A 15,943-nucleotide genomic window follows, 5' to 3' on the forward strand; every position below is an offset into this window, starting at 1 on the left:
CGGCCGCCGAGGGGGGGGCTATCTATGACACCCCCGGCGGCCTCGCCCCGGCGTTCGACGCTGGCCTCGCCGGCGTCGCCTTCCCCAACGAGAACACCGCCGGCCACGACTTCGGCACCGCCGCCGCGGTCGTCGACCGCATCGACTACGACCAGCTCCGCTCCCTGACGAAGGACGCCTGACCCCGTGACCATCGCGATGAACGCCCAGCCCGCGCCCACCGTGACCGCCACCGACACCGAGTTCCGCGTCGAGGCCTACGAGAAGATCGACTACACGCTCACCTACGTCGACGGTGTCTTCGACCCCCGCAACACCCAGCTCGCCGACAACTACCGCTCCTGGGGTCGCTGCCTGGCCGTCGTCGACGCGAACGTCCACGCGCTGTACGGCGAGCGCATGCAGGCCTACTTCGACCACCACGGCATCGCCCTCACCGTCGTCCCGGTGACGATCAAGGAGGTCGACAAGTCGCTGCGCACGCTCGAGCGCATCGTCGACGCCTTCGGCGAGTTCGGCCTCGTCCGCAAGGAGCCGGTGCTCGTCGTCGGCGGCGGCCTCGTCACCGACGTCGCGGGCTTCGCGTGCGCCAGCTACCGCCGCTCGACCAACTACATCCGCATCCCGACCACCCTGATCGGCCTGATCGACGCGAGCGTGTCGATCAAGGTCGCCGTCAACCACGGCAAGTCGAAGAACCGCCTCGGCGCGTACCACCACTCGAGCCAGGTGCTGCTCGACTTCTCGTTCCTCGAGACGTTGCCGATCGACCAGATCCGCAACGGCATGGCCGAGATCATCAAGATCGCGACGGTCGGGAACGCGGCGATCTTCACCGACCTCGAGAAGTACGGCGAGGACCTGCTGCAGACCCACTTCGGCTTCGTCGACGGCACGCCCGAACTCCGCGAGATCGCGCACCGCGTCACCTACGACGCGATCCGCACGATGCTCGAGCTCGAGGTGCCGAACCTGCACGAGCTCGACCTCGACCGCGTCATCGCGTTCGGCCACACGTGGAGCCCGACGCTCGAGCTCGCCCCCGAGCTGCCGTACTTCCACGGCCACGCGATCGCCGTCGACATGGCGTACTCGACGACGATCGCCGAGCAGCGCGGCTTCATCAGCGAGGCCGACCGCGACCGCATCTTCTGGGTCATGAGCAAGCTCGGCCTGTCGCTCGACAGCCCGTACCTGACGCCGGAGCTCGTCACGAAGGCGACCGAGGCGATCCTGCAGACGCGCGACGGCCTGCTGCGCGCCGCGGTGCCCGACCCGATCGGACTGTGCACCTTCGTCAACGACCTCACCGTGGACGAACTGGTGCAGCTGCTCGAGGTGCACAAGCGCAACTGCGCCACCGTGTACCCGCGCCGGGGCGAGGGGCTCGACATGTTCATGTCCCCCGCCGACGCGCACTGACGGCCGTGCCACCGCAGCTGTCACGCCGGCCGCGTCCGGTCACCCCGCTCGGCATCCTGACGGAGTTGCTGGACGACCTGGTCGGACGAGCCACGGCAGGCGCGTCCGACCAGGCGTTCGTCGACGACCTGCAGCGGGCGCACGCGCTCGCCGCCGGCATCGACGACTACGTCGAGCGGTGCACCTCGCCCGAGTCACCCGCGCTCGCCGAGCTCGCCCGGCGCACGCGGGCCGAGAACTGGGACGCCCGTTCGCCGGACGAGCCGTTCGTCGAGCAGGAGATGCTGTCCGGCCACGTCGAGGGACGCCTGCTGGCCATGCTCGTGCACGCGACCCGCGCCCGCCGGGTGCTCGAGATCGGCATGTTCACCGGCTACTCGGCACTCGCGATGGCCGAGGCGCTGCCCGCCGACGGCGAGGTCGTCGCCCTCGAACTCGACGCGTCGGTGGCCGCGTTCGCGCAGCGGTGCTTCGACGCCTCCCCCGCGGGTCGCCGCATCGACGTGCACGTCGGGCCGGCGCTCGAGACGCTGTGCTCGCTCGCGGCGTCCGGCGACCGGTTCGATCTCGTCTTCATCGACGCGGACAAGCCGAACTACATCGCCTACCTCGACGCGCTGCTCGAGAGCGACCTGCTGGCCCCGGGGACGCTGGTGTGCGTCGACAACACCCTCATGCAGGGCCTGCCGTGGGGCGCCGGACCGGCGACGGTGAACAGTGCGGCGATCGCCGCCTTCAACGAGCGTGTGTCGGCCGACCCGAGGCTCGAACAGGTGCTGGTGCCCGTGCGCGACGGGCTCACGATCATCCGCCGCGTCGGCTGACGCGCGCGCTTCCTGGAGGTTCGCCATGCACACCGAGGCCCATGAACCACTCGGCGTCACCGTCACCGGCCTGCCACTGACCGACATCGACGACAGCATCGTGGTCGAGCTGAAATGGCTGCTCGCCCGCCACGGTGTGGTCGTGCTGCCTGGCCAGGACATCGGCAACAACGAGTTCCTCGCGTTCCTGCGCGCCTTCGGCGACATCGTCTTCACGACCGGTGAGACACCGGTCGACGGCTTCCCCGACCTCAACGTCATCAGCAACGTCGGACGCACCACGCCGCCACGCAGCGTCTTCCACACCGACACGAGCTACGTGCGGCGCCCGCCGACCTACACCGCGCTGCGCGCCGTCGAGGTGCCGCGGCAGGGCGGCGGCACCGTGTTCAGCAACCAGTACCGCGCGTACGACACGCTGCCGGACGACGTGCGCGAGCATCTGCGCGGCCGCACGATCACCCATGTCGTGACCGGGCTCGAACTCGGCCCCGACGACGAGACCTCGGCCGAGCACCCGATCCTGCGCACGCACCCGATCTCGGGGCGCACCGCGCTGTACCTGTCCACCCCGGCGCGCTGCAAGCACATCAGCGGACTCGACGACGCCGAGGCGGCCGAGCTGGTGCAGCACCTGTTCGAGCACTCGACCCGCGAGGACAACCTCTTCGTGCACGCCTGGGCCCCGGGCGACGTCGTCATCTGGGACAACGGCTGCACGCTGCACCGCGGCGACCACTCGGCCGTCGTCGGTGACCGCGTCATGCACCGCGGGATGGTCGTCGGCTACGAGCCGGTCGTCGCGTGATGGCACGCGGTCGCGCGTCGCAGCAGCAGCGCCCCAACCGGTTGGCGATGGTGCCGAAGACCCTCGGTGTGCAGGCACTGTTGCTGGCCGCACTGCCCGCGAACGCCGCCGTCACCGCGCTGGCGCTCGCTCGGCGGGCGGTCGTCGGTGCCGCGCCGCGCGCGGTCGCCGACAACCCGCGCACGGTCCTGCTCAGCGGCGGCAAGATGACCAAGGCGCTGCAGCTGGCCCGCAGCTTCCACCGCGCCGGTCACCGCGTCGTGCTCGTCGAGGCGCCGAAGTACCGGTTCACCGGGCACCGCTTCAGCAACGCCGTCGACGCGTTCCACACGGTGCCGCCGCCGACGGACCCCGGCTACGCGCAGGCGCTGCTCGAGATCGTGGTGCGCGAACGGGTCGACGTCTACGTGCCGGTCTGCAGCCCCGCGTCCAGCCGGTACGACGCGCTGGCCAAACCGCTGCTCGAACCGCACTGCGAGGTGCTGCACTGCGACGCCGACCAGATCGAACTGCTCGACGACAAGTACCGCTTCGCGACGACCGCCGCCTCGCTCGGCCTGCCGGTGCCCGACACGCACCTCGTGACCGATCCCGAACAGGTTGCGGGGTTCGACTTCGACGACTCCGCCGGGCACGCCGGACCGTACATCCTCAAGAGCATCGCCTACGACCCCGTCCACCGGCTCGACCTCACCGAACTGGACGGCGCGGACACCGGGTTCGCCGCCGGGCGGGCGCGCAGCAAGCCGATCTCCGAGGCCAACCCGTGGATCCTGCAGGAGTTCGTCCGCGGCACCGAGTACTGCACGCACGGCACCGCCCGTGACGGCGAACTGACGGTCTGGTGCTGCTGCGAATCCTCGGCCTTCCAGCTGAACTACGAGATGGTCGACAAGCCGGCCATCGAGGAGTGGGTGCGCACCTTCGTCCGCGAGCTGAAGCTCACCGGACAGGTGTCGTTCGACTTCCTCGAGACCCCCGACGGCCAGGTGCGGGCGATCGAGTGCAATCCGCGCACGCACTCGGCGATCACCATGTTCTACAACCACCCCGGGCTGGCCGCGGCGTACCTCGACGAGGACGCCGCGCCGGTCGTGCCGTTGCCGGACAGCCGGCCTACGTACTGGCTCTACTGGGAACTGTGGCGGTTGCTGCGGCACCCGCGCACCGTCCGCGAGCGGCTGCGCGTCATCGCGCGCGGTAAGGACGCGATCTTCGACCTCGACGACCCGCTGCCGTTCCTGCTCGTGCACCACCTGCAGATCCCCTCGCTGCTGCTGCACAACCTGCGGCACCTCAAGGACTGGATCCGTGTCGACGTGAACATCGGCAAGCTCGTCGAGCCGGCGGGCGACTGATGCTGCGGGTGCTGCACCTGGCCGGGTCGGCCGTCGACGACTTCCACGCCGACCTGTCGCGGCTCTACGCGAGCGACTGCCTGACCGCGACGCACGACCCGTCGCGGTACGAACCGCTCGTCGCGTACGTGACCCCCGACGCGAAGTGGCGCTTCCTGGCCGACCTCTCGCAGGACGCGATCGCGGACGCCGCGCCGCTCGATCTCGCCGCGGCGGTCGAGCACATCGGACGCACCGCGCCGGACGTGATGGTGCCGCAGATGTTCTGCCTGCCCGGCATGACGCACTACCGGTCGCTGTTCGACCTGCTCGGCATCCCGTACGTCGGCAACACCCCGGACGTCATGGCGGCGGGGGCGCACAAGGGCCGGGCCAAGGCGCTCGTCGCGGCGGCGGGTGTGCGGACGCCGGAGTCGCAGCTGCTGCGCCGCGGCGACGTGGCGACCCTCGCCCCGCCCGTCGTCGTCAAGCCCGCGGACGTCGACAACTCCGTCGGGCTCACGTTCGTGCGCGATGCGGACGACCTGCCCGCGGCGCTCGAGGCCGCGTTCGCGCACGCGGACGAGGTGCTCGTCGAGCGCTACGTCGAGCTCGGTCGCGAGGTGCGGTGCGGCGTGCTCGAACGCGACGGCGAGCTCGTCGCCCTGCCGCTCGAGGAGTACGACGTCGACGCCGACCGCAAGCCGGTGCGCGACCAGGCCGACAAGCTCCGTCGCGCCGACGACGGCGAGCTCGCGCTCGTCGCCAAGGACGCCGCGCACGCCTGGATCGTCGCCCCGGACGATCCGATCACCGCCGCGGTGCAGGCTTCCGCTCGCGCGGCGCATGTGGCGATGGGGTGCCGGCACTACAGCCTGTTCGACTTCCGCGTCGACCCGTCCGGACGACCGTGGTTCCTCGAGGCCGGGCTCTACTGCTCGTTCGCGAAGCAGAGCGTCATCACGATGATGGCCGCCGCTGCCGGGATCGAGCTCGCCGACCTGTTCGCCGGCGCCATCGCGCAGGCGTTGCACGGCATGCGCCGCTGACTGCTCACTCGTGCGCCCGTGCTCTGGCGAATGCGTGCCGGGCGGCGAGGGTCGCGACGCCGGCCAGGACGATGCCGACCAGGTTGATCGCCAGTTGAGCCAGTGAACGCCACATCTCGCCCCATTGGCCGAGCACGCCCGCTACTGCCGCGTTACCGGCCGCCGGGATCGTCGTCACGGAGATGAACACCCCGACCAGCGCGGCAGACTTGCTCGACATCAGCGAGAGCATGCCGGCCGTCCCGGCCACCAGTGCGGTGATCAGCGAGAACCAGCCCGGGTGATAGATGAACTCGGTTTCCCGGTGAGCGCCGGTGACATCCTGCGGGCTGATCAGGCCGGCCACCCGAGCGAGCGCGGACAGCAACGCCGTCACCACGAGCGCCGCCGGGAAGCCGACGAACAGGGCCGCAGCAGCCCGGCGGGCGATCCCCGCCTGCCGCCGCAGCAGCGCGACCGACAGCGCGGCCAGCGGGCCGAACTCAGGGCCGACGACCATCGCACCGACGATGGTGATCTGCGAATCGGTGACCACACCGATCGCGGCGAGCAATGTCGCGAGCACCATGAACGCCAGGAAGGTGGCGGTCAGCGTCGAGTCCTCACCGGTCCGCTCGACCAGTTCCGTCCAGATCAGCGCGTCCGCGCCCTCGCCCGGCGCGTCCTCCTCCGCCCTGTCGACGAGCGTGCCCACCGCCGTGTCGAGCGGCTCGAGCGACGCCATGCCGCTGTCGAAGACATCGAGCGCCCGGAGCGCGTCGAAGACCTTCTCCCCCGACTCGCGCGCGAGGTCGGCAGTGATCTCGACACCGTCCGACGTCTCTCCGGCACGTCGGATCGCGACGACGCCGGCCTGCGCGCGAAGACTCTCCAGCACCGCCTCCGCGTTCGGCTCCGAGCAGACGACTCGCAAGTGCAGCATCACGCGGGCACGACCCTTCAGCGGCGATGGCAGCGGCACTCATGACGCTGATCCATGCCCGCAGTCTGTCCGACAACACGACCACGCGCCGCCGCAACCCGCGGTCGCGAGTCCCGTTCACCGCGGGTCTGTCACCGTGATGACGACCTTGCCGGTGTTCGACCCGTCCACGACTGCACGGTGGGCCGCGGCGACGTCGGCCAGGCCGTACTCGGTGTCGTCGACGAGTGGGGTCAGTTGGGACGCGTCCGCAAGTTCGGCGACCCTCCGCAGGATCTCACCGTGGTGGGCTCGTCCCTCGCCGCTCAGGAGCGGCAGCAGGGTGAAGACGCCGGAGTAGGACGCGCCGCGGAAGCTCAACGGCGCGAGGTTGTGGGTTCCCCAGCCGAGGATGCTGACCACTCGGCCGGTGTAGCGACGCACGGCAAGGAATGAATCGTCCAGGGTCTGGCCGCCGCCGGTATCGAGCACGACGTCGAAGCCGGTGCCCCCGGTTGCGGCGCGCACGTAGTCCTCGACGGGCGTCGCTGTGCGGTCGATCGGCTCGGCGCCGAGCGCCCGGATGGTGGTCAGGCTCCGGTGCGACCCGGTCGCGAACACGGTGGCGCCGGCGGCGCGCGCCAGCTGGATCGCGATGTGTCCCACGCCGCCGGCGCCGCCGTGGACGAGCACCCGGTCGTCCGGCCCGACGTGGGCGCGGTCGATCAGCGCCTCCCAGGCGGTGATCGCCACGAGTGGTAGGGCGGCCGCCTGCCGCGGCGCGAGTGTGCGCGGTGCCGGGGCGAGCAGTTCGGCGTCGACGATGGCGTATTCGGCCAGTGATCCAGCGACGCCCCCGATTCCGCCGGTCATGCCGTACACCGCGTCGCCGATCGCGAAGTCGCCCGCGTTCGGCCCGAGGGCGGCGACAGTGCCGGCCAGGTCGATGCCGAGCACGGCCGGTGGGTGGACCTGCGCGTGTGCGGCCGCGCCGGCAGCGATCTTGATGTCCAGCGGGTTGACGCCGCTCGCGGTGACTCGCACGAGCACCTCACCGGGGCCTGGGACCGGTCGGGGCAGGGCGCGCGGCACCGGGGTGGCGCCGAAGCGTTCGAGCACCATTGCTCGCATGGTGTCCATGTCAGTGACCTCCGAGAGTGACGAGTTGCGGGGTGTCGGTCGGAGCGGCCGTGGTGACCGTCCGATCGCGGTGGTGTCGGGGCAGCCCGACCGCGGCGACGACCGCGGTCGCGACCATGACCACGGCCAGTGCGTCGAGCACGCTGCCGGTCGCGGCGGCGAAGTCGCCGCGGACGAATCCGGGGATGGCGCCGGCCGCTCGGTGCCCGTCGAGCCGGGCGATGCCGGCGGCCACGCGGTGTGCGGTGCCGGACGGGACGCCGCGGGCGGCGAGCGAGCTCGTCAGGTTCGTGCGCAGGTGGCCGAGCAGGAGCGCGCTGGTGGCGGCGAGGCCGACACTCGACCCGAAGTTGCGCACGGTCTGGGTGACGCCGGTGGCCTGCCCGTAGGCCGCCGGGTCGGTGTGGTTGAGCGCGTCGGTGTTGGCTTGTCCGAGCAGCAGCCCCAGCCCGGCGCCGGCGAGCACGATGAAGGCAACTTGCGGGCCGACGGCGAGCGTGGTGGTGTGCGCCGCCCACTGGTGCAGCCCGACAGCGGCGAGCACCGCGCCGGCGACGACCGGTCGTCGGGCGCCGCCGCGGTCGAGCATGCGGCCGCCGACCTGTGCGGCGACGACGAAGCCCGCGAAGAAGTAGAGCAGCAGGAGGCTGGCCTGGGCCGCCGTGCGGCCGAGCGCGATCTGGCCGTACTCGCTGGCGAGCAGGAACAGCGGGACGAAGACGATCATCGCGCCGAACAGCACCGCGTTGTCCACGGCGAACGCGCGCTGCCGGAAGGCACGCAGCTCGATCAGCGGCTCGGCGGCCCGCCGTTCGACCGCGGCGAAGGCGACGAGCAGGACGGCGCCGGCGGCGAGCGCCCCCAGCGTCAGCGGGTTGCCCCAGCCCCACGTGGTGCTCTGCTGCAGCCCGATGACCACGACCGCCAACCCGGGCGCGAGGAACAGGAGGCCGCGGGCGTCGAGTCGTGCCTGCCGCCGATGATCCTGGATTCCGGCGCGAGCGACGAGCACGAGGGCGATGACCGCGACGGGAACGTTGATCCAGAAGATCGACCGCCAGCTCCAGGCCGTCAGGTAGCCGCCCACCGAGGGGCCCACCGCGGTGAGCGCACCGGCGATGCCGAAGAACATGGCGAGGGTGCGGCCGCGGCGCGCGGCGTCCGAGGCGCCGACGACGACCGCGAGCGCGGCCGGGTACAGCAAGGCCCCACCAACACCCTGGAGCGCCCGGAAGGTGATGAGCCACGCCTCGGCGACGCGGCCGGACGGCGTGAGACCGCACAGCGCAGACGCTCCGGCGAACACGGCCACACCGATGGTGACCATGCGCCGGGCGCCGAGCGTGTCGGCGAGGCGTCCTCCGAACGCGAACGTCGCCGCCATCGCGACCAGGTAGGCGTTGATGCCCCACTGCAGGCCGCTGCTGGTCAGGCCCAGGTCGGCTTGGATACCGGGTGCGGCGACCGACACGATGGTCTGGTCGATGAACGTCATCGCGACGGCGAAGATCATCGCGGTGAAGGCGAGTCCTCGGCGGCCGGTGGCTCTCTCGGTAGTGGTCATCGTGCGCTCCTGTCGGTGTGGGGATCGTCCCGATGACCGTCGCGCCGATCGAACCCGGCCAGTAGACGGGTCGCGCCTGAGCATCTACAACCCGAGCTTGTAGCGGGCTAGCATTCCGGCCATGCCGCTGAGCGGGCGTGTGCCCGACCTGTCCGCCATCGAGGTGCTGCTCGCAGTCGCCCACGCGGGCAGCCTGAACGCGGCCGCCGCCGAGGTCGGGGTGAGCCAGCAGGCCGTCTCGTCGCGTATCCGTTCCATCGAGGCGCAGACCGGCGTCGTCCTCATCCGTCGGGGACCGCGCGGTTCGCAGCTCACCGAGGACGGGGTCGTCGTCGCCGAGTGGGCGGCGAGACTGCTCGACGTCGCCACGCAGTTCGACGCCGGCCTCGCCGCGCTGCGCGAGGATCACCGCAGCCGCCTGCGCGTCAGCGCCAGCCTCACCATCGCCGAGCAGTTGCTTCCCGGCTGGCTGGTCTCGTTCCGCAACGCCGGTGCGCCAGGGCGCCGCACCGAGCTCGAACTGACCGCGGTCAACAGCGACACCGTGGTCGTCCATGTGCAGGACGGGCAGGCCGACCTCGGCTTCGTGGAAGGACCGCGGATCCCCGCCGGAGTGCGGAGCCGGGTCGTCGCCCGCGACGAGCTCGTGGTCGTCGTCGCTCCGACGCATCCGTGGACACGGCGGCGCAGACCGGTGACGGCCGCCGAGCTCGCCGCCAGTTCACTGGTCACCCGGGAACACGGATCGGGCACGCGCGACGCCCTCAGTCGCGCCCTGCAGCAGGTGCTCGGCCCTGCCTATGAGCAGCGCGAACCGGCCCTGTCGTTGTCGACGGCAACGGCCATCCGCGCGGCGGTCGCGGCAGGGGCCGGCCCGGCCGTCCTGAGTTCACTGGCCGTCCGCGACGACACCGCACGCGGCGTGCTCGTCCGTGTCCCTGTCGACCAGCTCGACCTGCGCCGTGACCTGCGCGCGGTGTGGCTCGGCGACCGGCAGCCGCCGGCCGGGGCGGCACGAGATCTCATCAGTCACATCGCCAGCTACCAACCGGCCTTGCAACCGCACAACCTCAACGCCCGTACCGGACGGACGTGCGCGCCCCCAGGGTGACCGCATGACCACCATCCTCGAGCCTTCCTCCGCCACGATCCGGGTCGCCCGGCCGGTGCCACGACGGGTCACTCCGAACCTGTTCGCCATCAGCTTCGGCCTCGCCGGTCTCGCCCAGACATGGACGAACGCCGTCCATGTCGCCGGCACACCCGTCGCGGTCGCCGACGCGCTCTGGCTGCTCACCGGTGCGGTCTGGCTGACGACGCTCGCCTTCTACGTACGTTCACTGCTCACCGCCCGACGCTGGCGCGCCGAGCTGTCCGACCACGTCTTCGGGCCGTTCGTCAGCGTCCCGGCCATCGTCGGCATGCTGCTGGCCGGAGGTCTCCAGCCACACGCCCCCACCGCAGCACTCGCGCTGTACTGGACGTCGCTGGTCGTCGCGCTCGCCCTCGCCGGGCACCTGCTCGCCGTCTGGGCACTCGACGACGCACCCTCCACCCACTGGCATCCCGGCTACTACCTGCCCTCAGTCGGGGCGCCGTTCGTCGCGGCCGCCGAGGCCGTCTCGTTCGGCCACCCCAGCCTCGCGAAACTGCTCTTCGGCATCGGCGCGCTGAGCTGGGTCCTGCTCGGCGGCATCCTGTTGCACCACCTCGTCGGGCAAGAGCGCTTGCCGAAGCCGCTGCTGCCGACCATGGCGATCCTGCTCGCCCCGCCCGTCGTCGCCGGCAACGCGTGGTTCGCCATCAACGGCGACCACGTGGACACCGTCGCGCTCGGCTTGGCCGGCTACGCCGCGCTCATGATCGTCACGCAGTTCGGACTGATCCCCGCCTACCGCACGGCGCCCTTCGGGCCGGGCTGGTGGTCCTTCTCCTTCCCGTACGCCGCAACCGTCGGCAACGCCCTCACCTGGCTCGTCGCCGCACACGTCGACCACCGGCGCGTCCTGGCCGACCTGATGCTCGCCGCCCTCACCGCGTTCATCGCCTTGCTGGCCGTCCGCACCGCAACCGCCCTCGCCCGGCGAACGTTCCTCCCGCCCGCGCCAGTCACCGCTGCGGCGGACGTCGCCGCCGCGGCCGCGCCGCGAGGCGTAAGCAGTCCCGAGCCGCGGGCCGCCGCATGAACAAACCGCACGAGCCGGCGACCGTCGAGGTGGCCCGCCATCGGTCGCTCGGCTTCGCGAGTTGACGCATCAGGCGATCACGACGAGTCCGCTGACGACCGACTCGCCGGTTGCCGTCGTTCCCCAAATGCACGCCACTCAGTCGTCCTGGCCTACCGCAGTCGGAGGGACATCGTCTGCCTACGACCGTCGGCACCATTTCGTCGATCAGCCACCCGAACGGGATGAGTCGCCAGCGCCAGAACCGTCGATATCGCCCACCCTCTTTGAGGAGTGCCCCGCACAGATGAATCGGTAGGTGTCCGGCTGTGCGAACCCCCGACAGGAAAAGGGGGTCGGGCTGGTCATACGAGATCCGATGACCTGCGCAGTCGCTCTGGCTAGCAAAAATGTCGGACCCCCGTGCGACCTTCAAACCTGTGCTCGCCGTGCCAGTGGACTCGGACCGACGCGCCGCACCTGCCCTAAAGGGTGATCTTGACGGTAGGGTCGGCGTGCGTCGGCTCGTCGACTCGACCTGGGGGTGCACGGTGTCTTCGGTGCCTGTGCCCGTGTTGCAGGTTCGGGTGAGCTGGGTCGATCCCGCTCCTCCGCTGACAAGCCTCTGTCCGGGGTACGAGCAGACCCTGTGGCGCGACGAAGCGCTGGTCCGAGATGTCTTCGATAGGCACCTGGCATCGTTTGCGCTTCCGTACTCCGACGTGTCGACCTTCACCGACTCGAACGCCGCGGCTCAGCTCCGGAAGGCCGCGAAGGCCATCTACAACACCGACAAGTTTCAGAAGCGTGGCGAGTTCGGCGAGTTGTTCTTACACAGCGTCTGTCGTGACCTCTTCCGTAGTGAGCCCGCAATCAGCAAGATCACGTTCAAGGATTCGCCGAACGACACCGTCAAAGGATTCGATTCAGTCCATGTCGTCGAAATCGACGGTGAGCTGGAACTATGGCTAGGAGAAGTCAAGCTCTACCAGAATCTCGGTCAAGCGATCCGCGACGTCACGGCAGAGCTCGCGGAGCACCTGAGTAGCGACTACCTACGCCGGGAGTTTGTCGCGGTCGTTAACAAGCTGGATCCAGCCTGGCCCCACGCCCAGCAGATTGCCCGCCTGCTGGATGAAAATACCAGCTTGGATGAGGTCTTCGACGCGCTGACGGTACCGATCTTGTTGACGTACGACAGCGAAGCGGTTTCAGCGAACTCGCAGGTTTGCGCGCAGTACACCGAGGCACTTACTGCCGAGGCACGGGTGGGCTGGGAGGATTTCGTGAAACGTTGTGACCCAGGCTGGCCGGCGAGATTGCGACTGATCCTCTTGCCCCTTAAGAGCAAGGTGCGACTGGTGGACCTGATGCACAACAGGTTGCAGGCATGGCAGCAGCTCTGACCGTCGACGAGGCGAATCAGCTTCTTCGCAACGGAACACCGTTGAATGGGAATGCTTTCCCGATCATGGGAACGATCGCGCGGCTCGCGGTCGATGGAGAATCGGAGACCGAGGCTCGTGATCTCCTGATCCGGGTACTAGATCGACGCGAGGACCTGTCGGCCGGTGAGCAGGAACTCCTCGACTCGCTCGTGGTCCGCACGGGGCTTTACCCGTACGCGGCACCGGAACGACTTTCGACTGCGGAGCAGATCGCATTCGAGTTTCACAAACCAGAGCCGCTCGAGGCGGAGGAGTTCGTCTTCCACTCGATGCAGCGGGAGGTTTACGAGCGGCTGATCAATGGGCAGAGTCTCTTGTTGTCTGCGCCCACCTCATTTGGTAAGTCAGTAATCACAGATGCCCTAGTAGCAAGCGAGAAGTGGAACACGATCGCGATCGTTGTTCCCACGTTGGCTCTAATCGATGAGACTCGTCGACGGCTCGCCCGATTCTCAGACCGCTACAAAATCAATACTTTCCCAAATCAGGCACGAGATGTACGTACCTTATTCATCATGACGCAGGAACGCTTGCTGGAGGTAGAGCCTTTTCCCGAGTTCGACCTGTTCATCATCGATGAGTTCTACAAACTCGACTCTGATACCGATCCCGAACGGGCAGGCCTGCTTAACATTGCATGGGATCGACTTCGTCGTACTGGCGCTCAGTTCTATCTGACTGGACCCAACATCTCCAATCTCTCCGAGTCCCTCCCAGAGGCATTGCGCGAGTCGCTCGTCGTCACCGATTTCCGGACGGTCGCTGTTGATCTCGTTGAAGTGCCGCAGAAGCCAACGGAGCGAGAGCGCGTCCTCTCGGTGTGCGAGGGGATTGACGGGCAGACGTTGATCTACTGCCGTACGCCGGCGCGAGTCCGGGAGGTAGGCCGATGGTTGCTAGAAGCGCACGGTGGAGGTGTGTCGTCAGCTACCTCACCTCAAGTGGCGACGGGGCTCGTTGCCGCTTCCTGGGTCGCCGAGAATTACGATCCTGAATGGACCGCAGGTCGTTGCCTGGCAGCCGGGATAGGACTACATCACGCGAGAATTCCACGAGCTCTCCAGCATCACACGGTCCGGCTGTTCAACCTTGGTGCCCTAAAGTATCTGATCTGCACCTCAACCCTCATCGAGGGAGTGAATACCGCGGCGGAGAACGTTTTGGTTGTTGACAGCGTTCTCAACCGGCGCGCGCTGGATTATTTTACGTTCAGCAACATTCGGGGTCGCGCCGGACGTATGTTCCGTCACTTCGTCGGGAAGGTGTACCTGTTCGCTGGCAGCCCACAGCCGGAGCAGACGACGATCGACATTCCGATCGCGTCGCAATCGCCACGAGCATCTGCCGCAACGCTGATCCAGCTTCCCGACGAAGAACTTTCCGACGCCGCTCGGGCGAGGATCGAGCCGTACGTGAATCAGGATGATTTGGACCTGGAAACGATCAAGGCTAATCGCGGACTCGACCCGGAGCGGCAGCTGGCGTTGGCGAGAACCCTAAGATCGAACGTTCGCTACTGGAATCAGCGACTTGCGTGGACCGGCTATCCGACCTTCGATCAGACCGTCGCAGTCTCGAGTTTGATGCTCGACCACCTCGTGCCGTCCCAGCAGAAGGGCCGCGTCACGGATCGGTCACTGGCGGCCCGTTTGAACGCTGTACGGCGATCTGAGGGGTCGATTCCGCAACTGGTGGAAGAACAGGTTCGCTTCAGCCCCTCGCGCGATGAAGCGGTTGAGGATGTGCTCTTCTTCAATCGGAACTGGATGGGGCACATCTTCCCCAGATCGTTGATGGCAATCGATCGAATCCAGCAAGAAATCTTTCAGGAGCTTGGACTCCCTGTTGGGAGCTACGCCTTCTACGCGAGCGAGGTAGAGCGTCTCTTCCTGCCGCCGTTCATTGTGACCCTAGAGGAGTTCGGGCTGCCCATCCCGGTGAGCCTGAAATTGCGCTCTTTTGGACTAGCAGCCGACTCACTCGATGAGATGTTGCGTCGCTTGAAGGTCGTTGCCGCGAATCCGCGGGTCTCTGAGGTGCTCGACATATTTGAGCGCGAGATGCTCGATGAGGTGGTTGCGGGTCTCGGGCCGCGCTAGTTGTCGTCAGAGGTCAACAGACCTCATCGAGTTGTGAGCGGTCGGCATATCTGGCCGTTGGGTGTGCTTTGCGCGCCGTCTCGGGGTCACAGTCGAAATTGGCTGCCGATCTGCCTCAACTAGCGAACCCAATCGCCGAACGACGGCTAGGTGTGCCGGCGGGACTTCCACAGAGAGCTTGCCGACGCCGGCCGCGCCGCCTTCGAGGAAGCGGAAACTGTGAACCTCTACGGTGGCGTGCCTGAGCTCTCGCTCAGCCGCTCATAACGGCGAGGCGCGCATCTCGCTCCAGCTTGACCACGGCGCACCTACTCGGCGATCTGCACGGCGGGCCCCGCAACTGGGGGCACACGCCTCAAGAACTCGCCGATCATGTGCAGACACGCCGAGCCTCCGCGCGCGCCATGCACAAGATCCACATCGACGCGGCGATCCTGTGCAGACGCGCCGGCAACCCACTCGCGCCATGCACAAGATCCACAGCGGGGCCGACGAACGACAGCGCGGCCGGGAGGTCGATGACCTCCCGGCCGCGCTCACACAACGGTCGGTGACTGCAGTCCCGCTCGCGCCTCCCCCGCAGGAGCGTCGAGCGGGGCGCGGTCAGCTGCAGCCGCTGGTGCTGCCGCAACCCTCGCAGACGAAGCAGCTGCCTGCGGGGCGCATCTTGGTGCCGCAGTTGACGCAGAGCGGCGCGTCGGCCGAGCTGCCGGTGAGCACCTCGAGCAGTTCGGTGTTCGTGCGGGCGACGGCCGGCGCGGCGGCCGGGGCGTCGTCGTCGGCGTCGGTCGCGGCCTTCGCCGACACCGGCGCCGACTGGGCCAGCGTCTCGAGGTCGACGTCGTCGTCGGCCTCGGCGGTCTCGATCGGCGCGTACGAGCCGGTGTCGAGGGCGCGCGCCCGCTCGTCGGCGGTGTGGATGCCGAGGGCCGAGCGGGTGTCGAAGTCGAGGTGGTCCAGCGCCAGGCGGCGGAAGACGTAGTCGACGATCGACTGGGCCATGCGGATGTCCGGGTCGTCGGTGAGACCGGCCGGCTCGAAGCGCATGTTGGTGAACTTCTGCACGTAGGTCTCGAGCGGCACGCCGTACTGCAGGGCGATCGAGATCGCGATCGAGAAGGCGTCCATCACGCCGGCGAGCGTCGAGCCCTGCTTGCCGAGCTTGAGGAACACCTCGCCGAGGCCG

General features: G+C 68.6%; 13 protein-coding genes and 1 pseudogene. 10 read left to right on the forward strand and 4 right to left on the reverse strand.

Annotated features, from left to right (window positions below; translation table 11 throughout):
* The 6 genes and pseudogenes from ACTHMS_RS18360 to ACTHMS_RS18385 all read left to right on the forward strand — a co-directional run.
* A pseudogene (locus tag ACTHMS_RS18360) lies at positions 1–182 on the forward strand (haloacid dehalogenase); the annotation flags it as partial.
* 16 nt (positions 183–198) lie between these two features.
* Complete coding sequence (locus ACTHMS_RS18365) at positions 199–1,422, forward strand: sedoheptulose 7-phosphate cyclase (RefSeq protein WP_440308117.1); 1,224 nt, start codon at positions 199–201, stop codon at positions 1,420–1,422.
* 5 nt (positions 1,423–1,427) lie between these two features.
* The gene (locus ACTHMS_RS18370; RefSeq protein ID WP_440308107.1) at positions 1,428–2,246 is read left to right on the forward strand and encodes an O-methyltransferase; all 819 of its coding nucleotides are present in this window, start codon (positions 1,428–1,430) and stop codon (positions 2,244–2,246) included.
* 25 nt (positions 2,247–2,271) lie between these two features.
* Positions 2,272–3,054 (forward strand): TauD/TfdA dioxygenase family protein, encoded by a 783-nt coding sequence (locus tag ACTHMS_RS18375; protein ID WP_440308108.1) that lies wholly within the window; start codon positions 2,272–2,274, stop codon positions 3,052–3,054.
* Positions 3,054–4,412 carry an ATP-grasp enzyme gene (locus ACTHMS_RS18380; RefSeq protein ID WP_440308118.1) on the forward strand — a complete coding sequence of 453 codons (1,359 nt, stop codon included), beginning with the start codon at positions 3,054–3,056 and terminating at the stop codon, positions 4,410–4,412. Before ACTHMS_RS18375 ends, ACTHMS_RS18380 begins: the two co-directional genes overlap by 1 nt.
* Positions 4,412–5,440 (forward strand): D-alanine--D-alanine ligase family protein, encoded by a 1,029-nt coding sequence (locus ACTHMS_RS18385; RefSeq protein WP_440308109.1) that lies wholly within the window; start codon positions 4,412–4,414, stop codon positions 5,438–5,440. Before ACTHMS_RS18380 ends, ACTHMS_RS18385 begins: the two co-directional genes overlap by 1 nt.
* Positions 5,441–5,444: 4 nt before the next feature.
* Here the strand turns inward: ACTHMS_RS18385 and ACTHMS_RS18390 are convergent, their stop codons facing one another.
* The 3 genes from ACTHMS_RS18390 to ACTHMS_RS18400 all read right to left on the reverse strand — a co-directional run bounded on the left by ACTHMS_RS18390 (position 5,445) and on the right by ACTHMS_RS18400 (position 9,045).
* Positions 5,445–6,362 (reverse strand): DUF389 domain-containing protein, encoded by a 918-nt coding sequence (locus ACTHMS_RS18390; protein WP_440308110.1) that lies wholly within the window; start codon positions 6,360–6,362, stop codon positions 5,445–5,447.
* 117 nt (positions 6,363–6,479) lie between these two features.
* Positions 6,480–7,472 (reverse strand): zinc-dependent alcohol dehydrogenase family protein, encoded by a 993-nt coding sequence (locus ACTHMS_RS18395; protein ID WP_440308119.1) that lies wholly within the window; start codon positions 7,470–7,472, stop codon positions 6,480–6,482.
* A gap of 10 nt (positions 7,473–7,482) precedes the next feature.
* Positions 7,483–9,045: an MFS transporter gene (locus tag ACTHMS_RS18400; protein WP_440308111.1), complete on the reverse strand. Its 1,563-nt coding sequence runs from the start codon at positions 9,043–9,045 to the stop codon at positions 7,483–7,485.
* A gap of 121 nt (positions 9,046–9,166) precedes the next feature.
* On the opposite strand from ACTHMS_RS18400, the gene ACTHMS_RS18405 reads away from it, so the two are divergent.
* From ACTHMS_RS18405 to ACTHMS_RS18420, 4 genes are all read left to right on the forward strand, one after another.
* Entirely contained in the window at positions 9,167–10,156 is a 990-nt protein-coding gene (locus ACTHMS_RS18405) for a LysR family transcriptional regulator (protein ID WP_440308112.1), read from the forward strand.
* A gap of 4 nt (positions 10,157–10,160) precedes the next feature.
* Entirely contained in the window at positions 10,161–11,231 is a 1,071-nt protein-coding gene (locus ACTHMS_RS18410) for a TDT family transporter (RefSeq protein WP_440308113.1), read from the forward strand.
* A gap of 539 nt (positions 11,232–11,770) precedes the next feature.
* The gene (locus tag ACTHMS_RS18415; protein WP_440308114.1) at positions 11,771–12,616 is read left to right on the forward strand and encodes a HamA C-terminal domain-containing protein; all 846 of its coding nucleotides are present in this window, start codon (positions 11,771–11,773) and stop codon (positions 12,614–12,616) included.
* Positions 12,601–14,757, forward strand: coding sequence for a DEAD/DEAH box helicase (locus ACTHMS_RS18420; RefSeq protein WP_440308115.1), 2,157 nt, complete (start codon positions 12,601–12,603; stop codon positions 14,755–14,757). Before ACTHMS_RS18415 ends, ACTHMS_RS18420 begins: the two co-directional genes overlap by 16 nt.
* A 603-nt stretch (positions 14,758–15,360) precedes the next feature.
* On the opposite strand, the gene ACTHMS_RS18425 is transcribed toward ACTHMS_RS18420, so the two are convergent.
* The coding region (locus tag ACTHMS_RS18425; protein WP_440308116.1) for a TSCPD domain-containing protein at positions 15,361–15,943 on the reverse strand (583 nt) is incomplete at its 5' end.

It is taken from the genome of Jatrophihabitans sp., assembly GCF_051960575.1.
GTDB lineage: Bacteria > Actinomycetota > Actinomycetes > Mycobacteriales > Jatrophihabitantaceae > JBQCEE01.

Coding starts and splice junctions, on each gene's coding strand:
- ACTHMS_RS18385 (WP_440308109.1), top strand. CDS start 4,412: ATGCTGCGGGTGCTGCACCTGGCCGGGTCGGCCGTCGACGACTTCCAC.
- ACTHMS_RS18395 (WP_440308119.1), bottom strand. CDS start 7,472: ATGCGAGCAATGGTGCTCGAACGCTTCGGCGCCACCCCGGTGCCGCGC.
- ACTHMS_RS18400 (WP_440308111.1), bottom strand. CDS start 9,045: ATGACCACTACCGAGAGAGCCACCGGCCGCCGAGGACTCGCCTTCACC.
- ACTHMS_RS18420 (WP_440308115.1), top strand. CDS start 12,601: ATGGCAGCAGCTCTGACCGTCGACGAGGCGAATCAGCTTCTTCGCAAC.
- ACTHMS_RS18405 (WP_440308112.1), top strand. CDS start 9,167: ATGCCGCTGAGCGGGCGTGTGCCCGACCTGTCCGCCATCGAGGTGCTG.
- ACTHMS_RS18410 (WP_440308113.1), top strand. CDS start 10,161: ATGACCACCATCCTCGAGCCTTCCTCCGCCACGATCCGGGTCGCCCGG.
- ACTHMS_RS18375 (WP_440308108.1), top strand. CDS start 2,272: ATGCACACCGAGGCCCATGAACCACTCGGCGTCACCGTCACCGGCCTG.
- ACTHMS_RS18380 (WP_440308118.1), top strand. CDS start 3,054: ATGGCACGCGGTCGCGCGTCGCAGCAGCAGCGCCCCAACCGGTTGGCG.
- ACTHMS_RS18390 (WP_440308110.1), bottom strand. CDS start 6,362: ATGCTGCACTTGCGAGTCGTCTGCTCGGAGCCGAACGCGGAGGCGGTG.
- ACTHMS_RS18365 (WP_440308117.1), top strand. CDS start 199: ATGAACGCCCAGCCCGCGCCCACCGTGACCGCCACCGACACCGAGTTC.